General features: G+C 71.9%; 18 protein-coding genes. 9 read left to right on the top strand and 9 right to left on the bottom strand.

Annotation, left to right across the window (positions count from 1 at the left end; translation table 11 throughout):
• Positions 1–6: 6 nt before the first annotated feature.
• The 6 genes from JX575_RS12050 to JX575_RS12025 all read right to left on the bottom strand — a co-directional run bounded on the left by JX575_RS12050 (position 7) and on the right by JX575_RS12025 (position 8,383).
• Positions 7–933 (bottom strand): type II secretion system F family protein, encoded by a 927-nt coding sequence (locus JX575_RS12050; protein WP_186341017.1) that lies wholly within the window; start codon positions 931–933, stop codon positions 7–9.
• A gap of 4 nt (positions 934–937) precedes the next feature.
• Positions 938–2,827, bottom strand: coding sequence for a type II secretion system F family protein (locus tag JX575_RS12045; protein WP_186341018.1), 1,890 nt, complete (start codon positions 2,825–2,827; stop codon positions 938–940).
• A gap of 20 nt (positions 2,828–2,847) precedes the next feature.
• Positions 2,848–4,269: a CpaF family protein gene (locus tag JX575_RS12040; RefSeq protein WP_241005127.1), complete on the bottom strand. Its 1,422-nt coding sequence runs from the start codon at positions 4,267–4,269 to the stop codon at positions 2,848–2,850.
• 1 nt (position 4,270) lies between these two features.
• Positions 4,271–5,518: an AAA family ATPase gene (locus JX575_RS12035; protein WP_186341019.1), complete on the bottom strand. Its 1,248-nt coding sequence runs from the start codon at positions 5,516–5,518 to the stop codon at positions 4,271–4,273.
• The gene (gene cpaB, locus JX575_RS12030) at positions 5,515–6,291 is read right to left on the bottom strand and encodes a Flp pilus assembly protein CpaB (RefSeq protein WP_186341020.1); all 777 of its coding nucleotides are present in this window, start codon (positions 6,289–6,291) and stop codon (positions 5,515–5,517) included. The genes JX575_RS12035 and cpaB overlap by 4 nt, the downstream gene beginning before the upstream one ends.
• Before the next feature lie 292 nt (positions 6,292–6,583).
• A complete protein-coding gene (locus tag JX575_RS12025; RefSeq protein ID WP_186341021.1) occupies positions 6,584–8,383 on the bottom strand; it encodes an AMP-dependent synthetase/ligase in 1,800 nt (599 codons plus the stop codon).
• 118 nt (positions 8,384–8,501) lie between these two features.
• Between JX575_RS12025 and JX575_RS12020 the strand changes: the two genes are divergently transcribed.
• From JX575_RS12020 to JX575_RS12005, 4 genes are read left to right on the top strand one after another with little or no spacing between them, the layout of a single operon-like run.
• Entirely contained in the window at positions 8,502–8,939 is a 438-nt protein-coding gene (locus tag JX575_RS12020; protein WP_186341022.1) for an SRPBCC family protein, read from the top strand.
• 14 nt (positions 8,940–8,953) lie between these two features.
• The gene (locus JX575_RS12015) at positions 8,954–10,225 is read left to right on the top strand and encodes an ArsA family ATPase (protein ID WP_206054382.1); all 1,272 of its coding nucleotides are present in this window, start codon (positions 8,954–8,956) and stop codon (positions 10,223–10,225) included.
• Positions 10,222–10,674: a hypothetical protein gene (locus JX575_RS12010; protein ID WP_186341023.1), complete on the top strand. Its 453-nt coding sequence runs from the start codon at positions 10,222–10,224 to the stop codon at positions 10,672–10,674. Before JX575_RS12015 ends, JX575_RS12010 begins: the two co-directional genes overlap by 4 nt.
• On the top strand, positions 10,671–11,642 hold the full coding sequence (locus JX575_RS12005; protein ID WP_186341024.1) for an ROK family protein: 972 nt from the start codon (positions 10,671–10,673) through the stop codon (positions 11,640–11,642). The genes JX575_RS12010 and JX575_RS12005 overlap by 4 nt, the downstream gene beginning before the upstream one ends.
• Here JX575_RS12005 and JX575_RS19675 read toward each other — a convergent pair.
• Together JX575_RS19675 and JX575_RS11995 are read right to left on the bottom strand one after the other, a co-directional pair.
• Positions 11,627–12,853 (bottom strand): TIGR00300 family protein, encoded by a 1,227-nt coding sequence (locus JX575_RS19675; protein ID WP_186341025.1) that lies wholly within the window; start codon positions 12,851–12,853, stop codon positions 11,627–11,629. The two genes, JX575_RS12005 and JX575_RS19675, sit on opposite strands and share 16 nt — an antisense overlap.
• 37 nt (positions 12,854–12,890) lie before the next feature.
• Positions 12,891–13,409, bottom strand: coding sequence for a hypothetical protein (locus JX575_RS11995; protein ID WP_186341026.1), 519 nt, complete (start codon positions 13,407–13,409; stop codon positions 12,891–12,893).
• Between the two features lie 126 nt (positions 13,410–13,535).
• Between JX575_RS11995 and JX575_RS11990 the strand changes: the two genes are divergently transcribed.
• From JX575_RS11990 to JX575_RS11970, 5 genes are read left to right on the top strand one after another with little or no spacing between them, the layout of a single operon-like run.
• Complete coding sequence (locus JX575_RS11990; RefSeq protein WP_241005126.1) at positions 13,536–14,348, top strand: alpha/beta fold hydrolase; 813 nt, start codon at positions 13,536–13,538, stop codon at positions 14,346–14,348.
• 9 nt (positions 14,349–14,357) lie between these two features.
• Positions 14,358–15,134 (top strand): lysophospholipid acyltransferase family protein, encoded by a 777-nt coding sequence (locus JX575_RS11985; RefSeq protein ID WP_186341027.1) that lies wholly within the window; start codon positions 14,358–14,360, stop codon positions 15,132–15,134.
• Positions 15,135–15,157: 23 nt separating this feature from the next.
• Positions 15,158–16,285 carry a DUF5931 domain-containing protein gene (locus tag JX575_RS11980; protein WP_241005125.1) on the top strand — a complete coding sequence of 376 codons (1,128 nt, stop codon included), beginning with the start codon at positions 15,158–15,160 and terminating at the stop codon, positions 16,283–16,285.
• 5 nt (positions 16,286–16,290) lie between these two features.
• Positions 16,291–16,797: a flavin reductase gene (locus tag JX575_RS11975; protein WP_186341028.1), complete on the top strand. Its 507-nt coding sequence runs from the start codon at positions 16,291–16,293 to the stop codon at positions 16,795–16,797.
• Between the two features lie 39 nt (positions 16,798–16,836).
• A complete protein-coding gene (locus JX575_RS11970; RefSeq protein WP_186341029.1) occupies positions 16,837–17,478 on the top strand; it encodes a response regulator transcription factor in 642 nt (213 codons plus the stop codon).
• A gap of 9 nt (positions 17,479–17,487) precedes the next feature.
• On the opposite strand, the gene JX575_RS11965 is transcribed toward JX575_RS11970, so the two are convergent.
• Positions 17,488–18,126, bottom strand: a complete 639-nt coding sequence (locus tag JX575_RS11965) for a hypothetical protein (protein ID WP_186341030.1) — start codon at positions 18,124–18,126, stop codon at positions 17,488–17,490.
• Positions 18,127–18,211 lie beyond the last annotated feature (85 nt).

The following is an 18,211-nucleotide window of genomic DNA, read 5'->3' as shown; positions in this document are numbered from 1 at the left end:
GCGAGGTCACGTCTTGCTGAACGTGTCGGCGATCTGGATCCCGGCCGGTCCGAGGATGACGATGAAGAGGCAGGGGAGGATGAAGAGGACCAGCGGGATCATCATCCGCACCGGCACCTGCTGGGCCTTCTCCTCGGCCCGCTGGCGCCGCTTGGTGCGCATCTCGGAGCTCTGGATGCGCAGCACGCGACCGATCGGGATGCCGAGGCTGTCAGCCTGGACCATCGCGAGACAGAACGACTTGAGGTCGTCGAGGGAGCTGCGTTCCGCCATGGCGCGCATGGCGTCGGCCCGGCCGACACCGATCTGCATCTCCTGCAGGAGCCTGGCGAACTCTTCTGCCAGCGGGCCCTTGGTGTTGCGGGCCACCCGCTCGACGGCAGCGTCGAAGCCGAGTCCGGCCTCAACTGAAACGGTGAGCAGGTCGATGGCGTCCGGTAGCGAGTTGCGCATGAGGGTCTCGCGCTTGGTGCCAGCGTTGTACAGCAGCAGGTTGGGCAGGCCGTACCCGAAGGTGGCAGCGAGGGCTGTGCCGGCGACCACCCGGTAGAAGGGCCACTCCATCCCGGAGAGGTAGAGCAAACCGAGGGCGCCCAGCACAGCCAGGCCAAGCACCTTGAGTCCGATGAGCCGGTTGACGTCCCAGCCCTCCGGGTTGCCCGCGACGTTGAGGCGGTAGTGGAGCTTCTTCGCCGTGTCGGCGCGCACCATCTTTCGCCCGGTGCCGACGAGCTGGTCGCCGAGCGGGCCGAGCACGCGCTCGGCGAACGGGCGCTCGAGCTCCTGCTTGACGATGTCCGGAGCTCGGTCGAGCGCCTGGATGGCAGCCACCGAGCGTGCCACCCCGCGGCGCTCGGTCGTCACCACGCCGATGATCGAGAGGCACAGGGCCAAGGCGACGAAGACGAGGACGGCGCCGATCATGAGGTACATCGCGTCACACCTTCACAGTCGCGAGCTTGGACATGGCCCAGGACCCGATACCGAGCAGTACGACGGCTGCAGCGAGCAGGGCATACCCCAGTCCCGTCGTGTAGAGCACTGAGATGTAGTCCCGGTTCGAGAAGAGCATGTAGACGAAGATCAAGGGCGGCAAGCCCACGAGGATGTAGCCCGAGAGCCTTCCCTCTGCGCTGAGGGCCTTGACCTGACGGCGCAGGTACTCCCGTTCGCGTAGCGTGTCGGAGACCGTGTGCAGGATCTCGGCGAGATTGCCGCCGACCTCGCGCTGGATCCGGATGGCCATGACCACCCAACCGAAGTCGTCGCTGTCCATCCGAGTGCCGACGCTGGTCAGCGCATCGGTGATGTCGACGCCCAGGCGTTGCTCGACCAGCGCCCGACGCAGCTCGCCGGCCATCGGCTCGTGTCCCTCGCGCACGACGGTATCGACCGCCTGAGGGAGCGACAAGCCGGCCTGGAGGCCGCCGGCCATCAGGCCGAGCGTCTGGGCCAGCTGTCCGTTGAAAGCATTGAGCCGACGACGGTGGCGCCACTTCAGGTAGATCCACGGCACCACAGTGCCGGTGATCAGTCCCAGGATGCCCAGGACGGCGCCGCCCATGAGGAACCCGACGGCGGAGCCGCCCACGGCCATGCCGGCGTGCAGCAGCACCCATTCCGAAGCGGTGAGGGCCGAGCCGGCTCCGGTCAGTCGCTGGGCGATACGGGTCTCCAGGTCAGCGTTGACGACCTTGTCGGCCACGGCGAGGGCGGACTGCCGCAGGGAGGCCGCTTCGGTGTGTGCCCGCCTCTTTCGACGGCTCGCCCCCGACTGGGGGTCGGTCCCGGCGAAGTAGCTGTCGAGCCGGGCCTCCGCGGTAGAAGGGCCTCGCGGACCGGTCAGGGCGACCGAGAGGACACCGCCCAGGCCGAGGAAGAGGGCGAGGGCACCGAGCAGCATCACCGGGGTGCTGACCAGCGCCTTGCTCGACTTGACGACGTCCGGGGCGCCGATGGCTGGGGCGGCACCCAGGTCGACGTAGGCGGAGTCGGAGTAGCTCAGGTCACTTGCCGACACTGTGACGTCGACGGACGCCTCGCCGCTGACGCCTTGGGGGATCTCGAACTCGACGAGGAGCTGGCCGGCGAGGGCGTCTCCCTGCTCCACCAGGACCGAGCTGAGCGCGTCGGGGTCGGCGGGGATGACCCGGCCCCCGGTCTTGTCGGCGAGGGTGCTGATCTCGGCCGCCCGGCCGGAGCCCTGAAGGGCGACCACGTCGACGACGACGCCGGCGTTGGTGGCGTCGTTGGACGCGACCGCGAGCGTGGTCGAGCTGTTGGTGTCGGCGCCGTCGGAGAGCACGAGGAGCGAGCGGGCGCCGTCCGTGCCGACAAGCTCGCTTGCCGCGTCGATGGCATCGTAGACGCTGGTCCCCCGGGTGAGCTTGGCTCCCTGGACGGCAGCGAGCACCGCGGCACGATCGGTGGACGGCGCGATCTGCTCCTTGACCTTGCCGGCGAAGGTCACCAGGCCCACGGCGATCTCGGCGGGTGTGGCCTCGAGGTAGGCGTTGACGGCGGCCACGGCGGCGTCGTACTTGTCACCCTTGCTCATGCTCATGCTTGTGTCGACGACCAGCACGGTGGATCGCTCGATCTCGCCAGAGGCTGCCGTGTCGACGCTGGCCTCCACCGGGTTGCCGTCGACGGTCACCGAAAGGGACTTCTCGTCGGCGACGGTGCCCTCGGGCAGGCCGTCCGCCGACACGAGCATCGACACCGACCCCGACCGGGCCTGGAAGTGGTCGATGTTGATCTCGTTGGTGGCGTGCGCCGGCGTCGCCACCGCGAGGGCCACGAGCGCCCCAGAGATTGTGGTCGCCATGGGGCGGAGCAGCGAGGCACTCATGCGCCCGCCCGGGTGGTCATGAAGATCGCGGGGTCGACGCGGACACCGTGGTCCTGCAGCCTCTCCAGGAATCGGGGACGGAGCCCGGTCGACACCAGGTGGCCCTTGAACTTGCCCTGGTCGTCCACCCCAGCGTTGTAGTCGAACATGAAGACGTCCTGGGTGGTGATGATGTCACCCTCCATGCCCACGATCTCGGTGATCGCCGTGATCCGACGGGTGCCGTCCTTGAGCCGGGTCTGCTGGATGATGAGGTCGACAGCGCTGGACACCTGTTCACGGATGGCGCGCACCGGGAGGTCCATGCCGGCCATCAGCACCATCGTCTCGAGGCGCGCCAGGGCGTCGCGGGGAGTGTTGGCGTGCAGGGTGGAGATCGAGCCGTCGTGGCCGGTGTTCATCGCCTGGAGCATGTCGAGCGCGGCGGCGTCGCGGATCTCACCGACGACGATGCGGTCGGGCCGCATGCGCAGGGAGTTCTTGACCAGGTCGCGGATCAGGACCGCACCCTTGCCCTCGATGTTGGGCGGTCGTGACTCGAGGCGGAGCACGTGGTCCTGCCCGAGCCGGAGCTCGGCGGCGTCCTCGATGGTGACGATCCGCTCGTCCTCGGGGATGAAGGACGACAGCACGTTGAGGGTGGTCGTCTTGCCCGCGCCGGTGCCTCCGGAGACGAGGATGTTGAGCCGTCCCCGCACGCAGGCCTCCAGCAGGCTCGCGGAGGGGCGACTCAGGCTGCCGAAGCGGATCAGGTCCTCGACCGTGAAGGGGTCCTCGGAGAACTTACGGATGGTGAGCTTCGAGCCGTCCAGCGCGAGCGGGGGGATGATGGCGTTGACACGGCTGCCGTCGGGCAGTCGCGCGTCCACCATGGGACTGGTCTCGTCGACCCGCCGGCCGATCTTGCTCACGATCTTGTCGATCGTGCGGCGCAGGTGGGCCTCGTCGGAGAACGAGGTGTCGACCTTGACGAGCTTGCCGCCGCGCTCGACGTAGATCGAGTCGTAGGCGTTGACCATGACCTCGGAGAGGCTGGAGTCGCGGAGGAGGGGCTCGATCGGTCCGTAGCCGAGGATGTCGTCGGCGATCTCCTGGGAGATCCGAGTGCGGTCAGCCGACGACATCGGACGGTCGTTGTCGTCGATGGCGCGCGCCAGGGCGATCCGCACCTGCTGCTCCAGGTCGCTCTGGGTCATGTGCGTGTCGTAGAGCTTGGGGCCCAGCGCCTCGACGAGCTGGGCGTGGACCGCGCGCTTGACGTCGACGAACGGATCGGTCGGCGCCGCCTTCTTGCGTACCCCGGTGGTCGAGGTCGCGGGGAGGTTGTCCTCACCCGACGTCGCAGCCCCGTTGGAGCCGTTCGCGGAGGTGGCGTCGGTGCGGGAGCGGGCCGCAGCCAGGCGGTCGGTGAGGCTCACGTCAGGCCTTCCTCAGTCGGAGACGGCCGGCGGGCTTCCGGGCGTCGGCGGTGGTCTGGGCGGGCACCTTCGGGGCGAGGGAGGCCGCCAGGGACGCGGCGAGTGCCTTGAAGGCCTTGCTGTTGATGTGGTTGGGGTGGGCACGCACGATCGCCTCGCCCCGGTTGACGCACGCGAGCACGTCACGGCTCGACTCGAGGGAGTGGTCGGCCTTGAGCTTCACGGTCGACTCGAACTCGTCGACGCTCAGACCGACCTTCGCGTCGGCCCGGTTGAGCACGAGCGTCCACGAGCTGCGCTCGAAGTTGAGCAGGTCGAGCGTGCCGGTGGCGAGCTTGAGCCCTTTCAGCGAGGGGATGTCGAGCGTGGCGACCAGCACGATCGTCGCGGAGCGGTCGAGGGCGGTGAGCGCCAGGTCGTCGAACGATCCCGACGTGTCGACGACGACGAAGTCGTACATCCCCTGCAGGGTGTCCAGGAGCTTGCCGACGTCCTCGCTCGTCGCCTTGTCGACGGCGTCGAGGTGCACGGGCGCGGCGATGATCGACAGCCCCGGGGAGTGGGGCGTCACCAACGACTCGACGGCCGAAGCGTCGATGTCGCCGTTGAACGCGATCAGGTCGCCCACTGTGCGGCTGGGGGTGGACTGCAGCATGATCGCGACGTCGCCGTTGTTGACGTCGAGGTCGACGATGCAGACCTGGTGTCCGAGGTCGGCGAGGGCGGCCGCGGTGTTGGTGGCGACGAGGCTCTTGCCGACGCCACCCTTGGTCGAGAAGACGGTGATCACCTTGCCCCGCGGGGCGTTCTCCGCCTCGGTGGCCGCGGCGGCGGCCGCCTGGGCGGACTGCACGGCGTTCTGCGTCGCGGCCTGCACCTCGCCCTCGAGGGTCTGGGCGATCGCCGAGGCGACGTTGCGCGCGCGCTGCACGGCCGTCGTGATGCCGGCGAGGTCCTTGGCCGCCACCACCTCGCGCATGCCCGAGCGCAGCGCGAGCGACAGCGCGTTGCTGTCCACCTCGTGGCGCAGGAAGATCACGCCGAGGTCCGGACGGTGGACCCGGGCCCACTGGGCCAGCGTTGCTGCGTCCTCGGAGGTGATGGAGGGACCGACGACGACCGCGAACTCCGTGGGGGACACCTTGATGTGATCGCCGAGCTCCTCCATCGTGCCGAAGGCCTGCGACCCGTGCAGCATCGCCTGGAGCAGGGCGAGGTGCCCTCGGTCGGACTCGACGATCGCGGTCACGAGGCTGTCCGGAAGATCTCGGGCATCAGGTCGGCGGCGCTCACGCCCGGACCGTCGTCGATCTTGGAGTCCCCGGAGAGAAGGGCGAACGAGATCTCGGCATTGCGGGCGGCGAAGATCACCTTCTCGGCCTGCTTCTGGTCGACGGCGAGCGTGAGGATGGCCCGCGGCACCTGCTCGACGACCTGCTCGCCCTCGTCGGTGGTCGTGGTGGTGGAGGAGATGCTCGACGTGCCGACACCGATGACCTGCACCTTGGGCAGCAGCAGGCGGGTGTAGGGCGGCAGCGTCTGCTCGGTCCCGTCGGGCAGCTTGCGGACCGGATCGGCGGACAGGAAGATCGCGACGTCCGACCCCGGGTTGACGAAGCCGGCCACCCTCGCCGGGTCGCTGAGCTCGACCGAGATCGCGACCTTGTCGTCCGGAATGAGGAGGCCCTCGGTGTCGCTCATCGTGCCGAACTTGGGGGCGATCACCTGCTCGCCAGCGTAGACGGTGCCGAGCGCGACCAGGTCGGAGATGGATCCCGTCGAGGAGAGCGCACCGTCGACGACGTCCTCGCGACGGACCTGACGCTCCTCGAACTTGCCCGCCTCCATGGCGGCCGCCACGGACTCGCCTGCCTCGATGGTGTCGGTGGCGGCCAGCACCTCGACCAGCTCCTGTCCGGCGGTGGCACGCTTGTCGATGCCCTGGACGTAGAGCACGATCAGCGCGGTGCCGACCAGCGCGATGACGAGCGCGACTGCGAGTAGGACAGAGCGGCGAGCCATGGAGTCTTCCTTCGGGTGGGGGTGTCCGTACGGGGTCAGGCGACCGAGGTCGGGGACGACGGCGTACGGGCAGGATGCTGTCGACCTGCGCGAGACCTGAGGCTGTGTGCGGACACGCGGGTTGCACCCCTCTCGCAGGTCGTCGGGGGGTCCCGGATGATCCCCAGCGACAGGAATCTAGGGGTCTGCGATCGGTGGGCGCGGGCTAAACCTGGCAAACCACCCGATCATTGCCTCGGCATGGCCCGAAGTGACTAGTCCGACCTAGTCACGGCTGATCCTGCGGACGGCCTCAGCCGAGGTAGAGCGCCTCGATCTCGTCGCGGGTCTCGCGCATCACCACGCGCCGCTTGAGCTTGAGGCTGGGCGTGAGCTGGCCGCCCTCCTCGGTCCACTCATCGGTGAGGATGGTGAACTTGCGGATCGACTCCGCCTTCGACACCGACTTGTTGGCCTCGTCGACGGCCTCCTGCACCGCCGCGACCAGGTCCGGGTCGTCCACGAGGGCGCTGAGGTCGGGCACCTTGCCGTGCTGCTCCGCCCAGGCCGGGAAGGTCTCGCGGTCGATGGTGACGAGCGCACCGATGAAGGGCTGGCCGTCGCCCACGACCAGGCACTGGTCGATGAGCGCGTGCGACCGCAGCCGGTCCTCGAGCACGGCGGGGGCGACGTTCTTGCCGCCGGCCGTGACGATGATCTCCTTCTTGCGGCCGGTGATGCGCACGAAGCCCTCGTCGTCGACCTCGCCGACGTCGCCGGTGTGGAACCAGCCGTCGCGGTCGATCGCCTCGGCCGTGGCCTCCTCGTCGCCCCAGTAGCCGACGAAGACCTGCCCGCCGCGGAAGAGCAGCTCGCCGTCGTCGGCCACGCGCACGCTGGTGCCGGGGAACGGACGTCCCACGGTGCCGATCTTCGTGGCCTCGGGCAGGTTGACCGACAGGGCGGCCGTCGTCTCGGTCAGGCCGTAGCCCTCGAGCACCGGGACGCCGATGCCGCGGTAGAAGTGGCCGAGCCGGTCACCCAGCGGTGCGCCTCCGGAGATGGCGTGGCGGCAGCTGCCCCCCAGCGCCTGCCGCAGCTTGGCGTAGACGAGCCGGTCGAAGAGCGCGTGCTGGATGCGCAGGCGGGCGGGCACCCGCTTGCCGTCGGAGGCGCGCGACCACGCGATCGCGACGTCCGCCGCGCGGTCGAAGATCTTCCCCCGGCCGTCGGCGGTCGCCCGCTGCGAGGCGCTGTTGAAGACCTTCTCGAACACCCTGGGCACGGCCAGGATGAAGGTGGGCCTGAACTCGCCGAGGTCGGCCACCAGGTTCTTGATGTCGCAGCTGTGGCCCATCTTGGCCCGGCTCTTCACGCAGCCCACCTGGATGATGCGCGCGAAGACGTGGGCCAGCGGCAGGAACAGCAGGGTCGAGGCGCCCTCGGTGTCGAAGAGCTCCGCGAGCTCGTCGACGGCCACACCGAGCTCGAACATGAAGTTGCCGTGGGTGAGCATGCAGCCCTTGGGCTTGCCGGTCGTGCCACTGGTGTAGATGAGGGTGGCCAGGTCGAGCGGCGTCGCCGACGTGCGCCGTTGCTCCAGCACCTCGTCGGAGATGTCGGAGCCGAGCCGGCGCAGCACGTCGACGGCGTTGTCCTGCAGCGACCACACGTGCTGCAGCTCGGCCAGGTCGTTGGACCCGCGTGCCTCGCGCACCCGGGCGAGGTGGTCGGAGCCCTCCGCGACGACGGCCCGGGTGCCGGAGTCCTGGAGGATCCACCCGATCTGCTCGGCCGAGGACGTCTCGTAGATGGGCACCGTCACGGCGCCGGCGAACCAGATGGCGTAGTCGAGGAGGGTCCACTCGTAGCGGGTCTTGGACAGCAGGGCGACCCGGTCGCCGACCTCCACGCCTGCGGCGACGAGCCCCTTGGCCACCGCGCGGACGTCGTCGTGGAACTCGGCCGCGGTGACGTCGACCCAGCCGCCGTCCTCGGTCGGGCGGCTGAACACGGCCGTCTCGGCGAAGTCGCGCGCGTTGGTCACGACGTCGTCGGTGAGGTTCCCCGTGGTGGGGATCGCGATGGAGAGCGGCGTGGAGTACTCACGCACGGTGGAACCTCCTGGAGATGGTGGACTGCGATCCGCAGGCTATCCCGCGGACTTCCGCCGGCCGCAGGCCCGGTGGCACCGGGCCGGAACGGGCGCGGCGGTGGGCTAGGCTCCGGCCATGGCCGAACAGACCTCCTCGTCGATCGTCGTCGACGCTCCTCCGGCCGAGGTGATGGCCGTCATCGCCGACTTCGAGGCCTACCCCGAGTGGGCCAAGGGGGTGCAGAAGGCCGAGGTCACGGTCCCCGGGACGGGCGACCGCGCCGAGCAGGTCTACTTCGCGCTCGACGTCTCCCCGATCAAGGACGAGTACACCCTCGCCTATGACTGGGACGGTGACCGGGAGGTCACCTGGACCCTCGTCGAGGGCAACATGCTGAAGGCGCTCGACGGCGCCTACACGCTCGTCGACCGTGGCGACGGCGGCACCGAGGTCACCTACCGGCTCGCCCTCGACGTGAGCATCCCGCTCATCGGCATGCTCAAGCGCAAGGGCGAGAAGATCCTCATCGACGCCGCGCTGAAGGGCCTCAAGAAGCGCGTCGAGTCGCTCTGACACGCGGTCCGGGCATGCGGATCCTGCTGTTCACCGGCAAGGGCGGCGTCGGCAAGTCGACGCTGGCCGCCGCCACGGCGTGCGCAGCGGCGGCCGCCGGCCACCGGACCCTGGTGCTGTCGACCGATGCCGCCCACTCGCTGGCCGACGCGCTGGACGTCGCGGCCTCGTCCGAGCCGACCGAGGCCGCGGACAACCTGTGGGTCCAGCACGTCGACGCCCAGGAACGGTTCGACCGGTCCTGGTCCGACATCCAGGGCTACCTCCTCAGCGTGCTCGACGTGGCCGGGGTGGACCATGTCGCCGCCGAGGAGCTCACCGTCATCCCCGGCGCCGAGGAGGTGCTGGCCCTGCTCGAGGTGCGCGCGCAGGCGAGGTCGGGGCAGTGGGACGTCCTCGTGGTGGACTGCGCGCCGACGGCCGAGACCCTGCGCCTGCTCGCCCTCCCCGAGGCGCTCGGGTGGTACATGGGACGCGTCCTGCCCGCCCAGCGCCGCGTGGTGAAGGCGCTCAAGCCGGTCCTGACCAGGGCGGCCGGCGTGCCGATGCCGGAGGACTCGGTCTTCGACGCCATCGAACGGCTCCACGCCGACCTCGACGACGTACGCACCGTGCTCACCGGGCCCGAGACATCCGTGCGGCTGGTCCTGACGCCCGAGTCGGTCGTGCTGGCCGAGGCGCGTCGGGCCTACACGTTCCTCACGCTCTTCGGCTACAGCGTCGACACGGCGATCGTCAACCGGGTGTTCCCCGAGGAGGGGGCCGACGAGTGGCGCCGTACCTGGGTCGAGGCGCAGCGTCGTCGGCTCGAGGACGCGGCCGACTCCTTCGCCGGCCTCGACGTGCGCCGATCGGTCTACCGGGCCACGGAGCCCGTGGGCCGCGACGAGCTCCTCGAGGTCGCGGCGTCGGTGTACGACGGCTCCGACCCGCTGGGACACGGCACCTCCGCGCCGGGGATGTCGGTGCGCACCACGCCCGGTGCCGTCGTCGTGTCGCTCCCGCTGCCGCTCGCCGCCCAGGACGACGTGGGGCTGGTCCGCAAGGGCGACGAGCTGATCGTCTCGGTGGCCTCCTACCGCCGGCTCCTGACGCTGCCGACCGGGCTCGCGCGCCATCGCGTCTCCGGGGCCCGGGTGCGCGACGGCGAGCTGCAGGTCCGGTTCACCGCCCCGGTCGACGGTGCGGCCCGCGCGGCCGACGCCCACCCCGACGCCCACCCCGACGCCCACCCCGACGCCCACTCCGACGCCGACCCTGACGACGTGCCCGAGGAGGCCTCGTGACCGACGCAGACCCGCACGCCGACCGGCACACGGATCCGCACGCCGACCCGCACCCCGATCCGCACGCCGATCCGCACGCCGTGGGATCGCTGGGGGAGGAGGCGACCAGGCTGCTCGGCGCCCTCTCCGGCTGGGCCCGCGAGCACGCGGACGAGGCCGGCGACGGGCTGACCGGCCTGGCGTCGCACCTCGCGGCGTCCGCCCACGACCTCGACGACCACCTCGCGACCGGTTCGGCCGAGTGCACGGTGTGTCCCGTGTGCCGGATGGTGGCCGTGGTGCGCCAGACCAGTCCCGAGGTGAGTGCCCACCTCGGCGCCGCGGCGGCGTCGCTCGCGCAGGCGTTCTCCGCTGTCATGGCGACGCGGGGTCCCCGGACGCCCCGCCGGGAGGACGACCCCGACGTCGAGCACATCGACCTCGACGACGAGTGGCCCGAGGACCCGTGAGCGGCCGGGCGCCGGGCGTGGTGGTCGGGGTCGACATCGGCGGCACCAAGGTCCTGGCCGGTGTGGTCGACGCCGAGGGCCGGGTCACCCGCACGGCGCGGCGCACGACCCCGGGCCGCCGGGTGGTGACCAGCCGCGTCGAGGACGCGCTGGTCGAGGCCGTCGTCGAGGCCGCGGCCGGGGCGCCACTCGCCGGCGTGGGCGTGGCCGCCGCGGGACTCGTGGACCGGGCGGGGGAGCGGGTGATGTTCGCGCCGCACCTGCCGTGGCAGGGCGAGCCGCTGCGCGAGCTGCTCGCCGACCGCCTCGGGTGTGCCGTCCTGCTCGACAACGACGCCAACTGCGCCGCGCGGGCGGAGGCGACCCACGGCGCCGCGCGGGGGGCAGGGTCGGCGTTGATGATCACGATGGGCACCGGGATCGGTGGCGCCGTGCTCCTCGACGGTCGCGTCGTGCGGGGCGCCAACGGCATGGCGGGCGAGTTCGGGCACATGCAGGTCGTCCCCGACGGCCTGACGTGCGAGTGCGGGCGGCGGGGTTGCTGGGAGCAGTACTCGTCCGGCAACGCGCTCGTCCGTCACGCCCGCGCCGCGCTGGCGGCGGGGCAGCCGTCGGTGCTGCACGAGACCGCCGACGGCGACCTCGACCGGGTGAGCGGACCGATGGTGACGGCGGCGGCCGGCAGCGGCGACCCGGTGGCGGCGCAGGCGTTCGCCTCCGTGGGCGACTGGCTCGGGGTCGGCACGGCCAACCTCGTCGCGGCGCTGGACCCCGAGGTCGTGATGGTCGGCGGTGGACTGTCTGCCGCCGGCGACCTGCTGCTGGAGCCGGCGCGCGCGGCGCTGCGACGCTCGCTCGTCGGCGGCGCCCACCGCCGGACCCCGGACGTCCTCGCTGCCCGGCTGGGCCCGCAGGCGGGCATGATCGGGGCGGCCCTGCTGGTGTCGGCGGCTCACGCCCAGCGGTAGTCGGGCACCAGCTCCAGTGCGAGCTGCTCGAGGAACAGGGCGACGTCGGTCACGATGCCGCGCCCCGGGTTGGCCCCCCGGTCGGTGAGCCGGCTGACCGTGGCGGGGTCGCTGTCGACACACACCAGGGGCACGGTGGCGGGCAGGAGGCTGCCCGTGGCGGAGGCGAGGAGCCGCGTCGCCAGCATCATGCAGTGGCCTGCGCCGCGGACCTCCGCGCGCATCGCCCGCTGTCCCTCGACCACGTCGGTGTAGGCCTCGGGCATGGGCCCGTCGTCGCGGACCGAGGCGACGAGCACGAACCGCTTGTCGTGCGTGACGAGCGCGTGCATCAGCCCGCTCGTCAGCACCCCGTCACGGACGGCCTGCGCGATCGAGCCTGCCTTGCGGATCGTGTTGACGGCCCGCACCCGGTGCTCGTGGCCGTGCTCGTAGCCGCGCACGCCACGGATGCCCGGCCCGTGGAGCGCCGCCTCGACGTCGTGGGCCGCGACGGCGTTGCCCGCGAAGAGCACGTCGACCCAACCGTCTCGGACCAGCGCCACGAGTGCGGGCACGGCTCCGGCGTGCACGACCCCCGGGCCGGCCACCCAGATCAGGGGCTTGCCGTCCGAGCGCGCCTCGCGCATCCCGTCGGCGACCTGCCGCACGAAGATCGCCTGCGGCCGGTCGGGCACGTCGCCCTCGGCGGAGCCGCTCGCGGACGGTGCCACGCGGCGACCCGGCACGCTCACCTGGATGCCGGTGGCGCCCGTCACGACGCGCATGCCACGCACGACGTCGGGCATCGGGATCGTGCGGACGCGGTGGTCGCCGTACGGCGTCGTCTCGACGACCAGGCCACAGTCCATCTCGGGGGCCTCGACGTCATGCCAGCGCCCGTCCAGCCGGACACGAGTGGGGAGGCTGGTCGTGGCGTAGAACCCGTCGGGCAGGACCCCGTCGTGGGCTGCGGCCACCAGCGTCGCGTCGCCGTGGAGCACCTGGTTGACCCCGCGGGTCTGAAGCCGCATGAGGAGGCGCTGCAGGGAGTCGTCGTCGGGGGCCTCGACGGTGAGGCGGGCGCAGCTCGGGTCGTGCGCGTCGTGACCGACGTCGAACTCCTCGATGACGTAGTCGCCGCCGTACTCCCGGATGTCGTCGAGGACGCGCGACAGGATGCCGCTGTCCATCAGGTGACCCGTGATCTCGACCGTCTCGCGCGCCCCCACGCGCGAGACCCTACGCCCCGCGGATCGTGACCGGCGCTCAAACGCGCGAGCCGTCGTCCCAGGGATCGCGCGGAGCCTTCGGCATGTCGAGGACGAGGTAGACGAACCCGCCGACGAACCAGCCGACGAGCGCCCAGCCGACCAGGGGAGCGACGTAGAAGGAGAACAGGCCGATGACGAGGGCGACGACCGGTGAGACGAACACCCCGGCCCAGGCGAGTCCCCGCTGCCAGGTGCGCGGGACGGGGAAGGGCGGCGCGGGAGGGGGCTTGAACTGCTCGGCCCGGGCGATCGCCTGCTCGCGACGCTCGACCTCGTCGACGTCGCGCAGGTGCTCGGGCAGCTCGTCCGACAGCTCGTCCGACGGGGGCACCGTGGGGTCGTCAGCCGAGGCACCCGCCGCGTCGTCGCTCGGCTCCTCGACCCGGTCGGCGGGAGGCGCGTCGGCGCTGGGCGAGGAGCGCGCCTGGTCGTCGAGGACGGCGCGCTCGCCGTAGTGGGCGACGATCTCGCGCCACGCGAGCTCGGTGCGGCTCTCGTCCTCCGGGCGACTCACACGGTCCACGGTAGCGGGGGACTGGTTCCACGTCGCGGGGTCGCTCGGGGGCCCTCCGCCGGACGACCGGTGCGGCGCTCCGACGCGTCCGGGTGCGGCCGTGCCGGGCTGGTGCACACTGTGCGCGTGAAGCTCCCCCTCCCGGGCACCCGGGCCCCGCTCCTCGACCCCGAGCGGGTCGCGCCGATGTCGACGCCTGCGCGGCCCGAGCTGACGGGCGGACGGCGCATCGGCGTGCTCGTGCAGCACGGCTTCACCGGCAACCCCGTCTCGATGCGACCGTGGGCCGAGGACCTCGCGGCACGCGGCTACGCCGTCGAGATGCCGCTGCTCCCCGGTCACGGCACCCGCTGGCAGGACCTCAACAAGGTCACCTGGGCCGACTGGGTCGCGACCGTCGAGGGCGCCCTCGACAAGCTGTCGTCGGAGAACGACGCCGTGGTGGCCGTCGGGCTCTCCATGGGCGGTGCGCTGTGCCTGCGACTCGCCGCCGACCACGGTGAGGACCTCGCCGGGATCGTCGTCGTCAACCCCGCGGTCGACACGCTGCGCAAGGACGTCAAGCTGCTGCCCCTGCTCAAGCACGTCCTCCCGGGGATGCCGGGCATCGCCAACGACATCAAGAAGCCGGGCGCCGACGAGCACGGCTACCCGACCACGCCGCTGAGGGCGGCCGCGTCGATGTTCGCCGGCTACGCCGACCTGCGCCGCGACCTGCCCAGGATCGCCGTCCCGGTGCTGTTCTTCCGCTCGGCCGAGGACCACGTGGTCGACATCGCGAGCTCGCGCGCCCTGCACGCGGGCCTGTCGTCCACCGACTTCGAGGAGCGGGTGCTGGAGGACAGCTACCACGTCGCCACCCTCGACCACGACGCCCCGCGGATCCTCGCCGAGTCCGCCGAGTTCATCGAGCGGGTCACCGCCCAGCAGCAGGGATAGTCTCGGACAGTGCTCTATTGGTTCCTGAAGTGGATCGCCCTCGGGCCGGTCCTGCGACTCGTCTTCCGGCCCAAGGTCTACGGGGTGGACAACGTGCCCGAGGTGGGTCCGGCGATCATCGCGAGCAACCACCTCTCCTACGCCGACTGGCTGTTCATGCCGCTCACGCTCAACCGTCGCGTGACCTTCGTGGCCAAGGCGGAGTACTTCACCAGCCCTGGCATCAAGGGCTGGTTCCAGAAGAAGTTCTTCACCGGCGCCGGACAGGTCCCGATCGACCGATCCGGCGCCAACGCCGCCGAGGGCGCGATGAAGTCGGCGATGAGGATCCTCGCCGCGGGCGACCTCTTCGGCATCTACCCCGAGGGCACCCGGTCCCACGACGGCAGGCTCTACCGCGGCAAGACCGGGGTGGCCCGGCTCGCCCTGGAGAGCGGCGCCCCGGTCATCCCGTGCGCGGTGGTCGGCACCGACGTCGTTGCGCCCACGGGCAAGGTCTATGGCACCTGGACGCGCCCGGTCGTGCGCTTCGGCGCGCCCCTCGACTTCTCCCGCTACGCGGGCATGGAGAACGACCGCTACATCCTGCGCTCGATCACCGACGAGATCATGTACGAGATCATGCGGCTCTCCGGCCAGGAGTACGTCGACCTCTACGCGAGCAAGGCCAAGGAGCTCGACAAGGAGAGGGCCAAGCAGGCCGACCGCGAGAAGGCCGAGCGGGAGAAGGCGGCGCGCGAGCAGTCGGACGACGGGCCCGGGCAGCCCGATCGGAAGGCGTCCTGAGCCTCCTGCGGCGCCCGCTGCCGGTGCACCCGCGGGCCGACTCCGCCCTCGCCGTCGAGGACCGCCTCTACTCGGCGCTCGCGCTCGTGCGGGTGGTCGTCACCGTCAACATGGTCGGCCTCAACGCCTACCGCCGCGACAGCTTCGCCCACCCCGACGTCGCCCTCGCCGTCGTGCTGGGCCTCGTCGTGTGGACGGGTGCCGCGATCTGGCTCTACGGCCGTCCCGCCACCCGTACGCCGGCCCTGCTGGTGGCCGACCTGCTGATCGCCGTCGCGGCCATCGCGGTCACGCCGTGGCTGAAGTCGGAGGGCTTCCTCGCGACCCTGCCGGGCTTCTGGGTGATGGGCGCCCTGCTGGCGTGGGCGATCCACTGGCACTGGAAGGGCGGCCTCGTCGCCGCCGTCGTGCTGTCGGTGGCGGACCTGCTGCCCCGTCAGGTGGTCGACCAGGGCAACTACGGCAACGTCTTCCTGGTCGTCATCGGCGGCCCGATCGTGGGCTACCTGTGCGAGTCGCTCCAGCGCATGGCGCGCGAGCGCGACGAGGCCGAGCGGGCGGCGGCAGCCGCGGAGGAACGCACGCGCCTGGCTCGCGCCGTCCACGACGGCGTCCTGCAGGTGCTGGCGATGGTGCAGCGGCAGGGGGCGGCCAGCGGCGGACAGTGGGCCGAGCTCGGCCGGCTCGCGGGCGAGCAGGAGCGCGGCCTGCGCTCGCTCATCCGGCAGCAGGACACCGTGCCGGCGGGGGCCGGGGACCTGGTCGACCTCGCCGGCGCGCTGGAGGCCATGGCCACCGCGCACCCGGTGCGGGTCGAGGTCGCCACCCCCGGTGGCGCCGTGCCGGTCGACGCCCACGTGGTGGCCGAGACCGTGGCGGCGGTCAAGGCGTGCCTCGACAACGTGCTCGCCCACGTCGGCCCCGACGCCACCGCGTGGGTCCTGGCCGAGGCCGGGCCGGGAGCGATCACGATCTCGGTGCGCGACGACGGTCCCGGGATCGCTCCCGGTCGGCTCCACCAGGCGGAGGCCGAGGGGCGCCTGGGCGTGGCGTCGTCGATCCGCGGGCGCGTCGAGGCGCTCGGCGGCACCGCGACCGTGCAGAGCGGAGAGTGGGGCACCGCGTGGGAGCTGGCGGTGCCGCTAGCGTGAGGCGGGTGACGATCCACGCCGGCCACCCGTTCCCCACCCCGGACGACCCCGTACGCCGCCTGCGCGGGCGCCTCGGTGGGTCCGTCTCGCTGTGGACGGCCGGGGACGACGCGGAGCGGGCCGGCCTGACGGTGACGTCGTGGCTCGTGGCGGGCGGCGAGCCCGGCCGGGTGGTGGCGCTGCTCGACCCGGACGCCGACCTCACCGAGCTGCTGCTCGAGTCGGGACGGGGCGTCGTGCAGCTGCTGTCGTGGGACGACCGCGGCCTCGCCGACGCCTTCGCCGGCACCGCCCCCGCGCCCGGCGGGCCGTGGCGGATGGCCGACTGGGTCGACACCTCCCACGGGCCGCGCCTGGCGCGGGCCGGCACCTGGGCCCTGGTCAGCGTCGAGACCCAGGCGGAGGCCGGGTGGTCGCGGCTGGTGACCTGCACCCTCGACGAGGTGGTGGTCGGCGACGACGACGAGCCCCTGGCGCACCGCCGCGGTCGCTACGTCCCGCCCGGCGCCTGACTGGTCTAGTCTCCTGCCCAGCTCTCGGAGGGGGGACGCATGGTCAGGGTGATGGTGGTCGACGACCACCCCATGTGGCGCGACGCGGTCGAGCGGGACCTGCAGGCGGCCGGGCACGAGGTCGTGGCGGTGGCCGCCAACGGGCGTGAGGCGATGGCCCGGTTTCCCGCGGCGGCGCCGCAGGTGGTGGTCCTCGACCTCCAGCTGCCCGACCACAGCGGGGTGCAGGTCACCGGCATGATGCTCGAGCACGACCCCGCGGCCCGCGTGCTGATCCTCTCCGCCAGCGGTGAGCAGGCCGACGTCCTCGACGCCGTCAAGGCCGGTGCCACCGGCTACCTGGTCAAGTCGGCCTCCAGCGCCGAGCTCATCGACGCGGTGGCCCGGGTCGCCGAGGGCGACACGGTGTTCACCCCCGGACTGGCCGGGCTGGTGCTGGGGGAGTTCCGCCGCATCGCCGACGGCCCCGCCGACGACCCGCGTGACCAGCTGACCGAGCGGGAGACCGAGATCCTCAAGATGGTCGCCACCGGCATGAGCTACAAGCAGATCGCCGGGCGCCTGGTGATCTCGCACCGCACCGTGCAGAACCATGTGCACAACACCCTGCGCAAGCTGCAGATGAACAACCGGGTGCAGCTGACCCGGTGGGCCATCGAGAACGGGCTCGACGAGTCCTGATCGCGCCGCTCAGGACGGGATCGTCACCACGGCGAGCACCCGGTCGACGGGGTCGTCCCCGGTGAGCTCGACGCGCCACTGGTCCGTGCCGCCCGACACCCCGCCCGAGGTGCCGCACGGCGTGGGCCGGCGGTCGGGCGCGGCACACGCCAGCGACAGCACCTCCTGCGACCGCACCACCCGCACGTCGCGCGCCTGGGTCGCGGTGACGTCGAGCGACGTCGTGGTCGCGAGCCCGCGGCCGTCGGCCGACGAGCTCCGCTCGACCGCACCCGTGAGCCGGTAGCGCACCTGGATGCGCGTCGCCTCGGCGAAGGAGTACGACGACCCGCCCGCGGGCACGACGCGCGGCCCGGCTGCGGTGCGACCGTCGGCGACGACCTCCACGTCGGCCGCCGCGATCTGGACGGCCCCGTCGAGGTCCGGCAGCGTGAGCCCGACCTCGTCGAGCGGGAGGTCGGAGTGGATCCAGTGCGTGACCTCGAGGTCGCCGTCGGCGCGCACCTCGGTCACGGCCCGCGACTCGCCCGCCGCGGGCCAGCCGTCGATCGGCAGGGCGGCCGCCGGTGGGCGCGACGACCCGTCCACCCCGACGACCTGCCACACCCCGACGGCGCCTCCGAGGACCCCCGCGAGCGCGAGCGCCACGAGCAGGGGCGTCCGGCGGTCCGGCCGGCTCGGCCGGTCCGGGCCGGCGACCGGGACAGGAGCGGGGGGAGCGGCGGGGACAGGG

The organism is Nocardioides sp. zg-1228 (assembly GCF_017086465.1).
Taxonomy (GTDB): Bacteria; Actinomycetota; Actinomycetes; order Propionibacteriales; family Nocardioidaceae; genus Nocardioides.
Note: the sequence above shows the minus strand (reverse complement) of the source record. Positions and strands in the feature narration are given on the sequence as shown.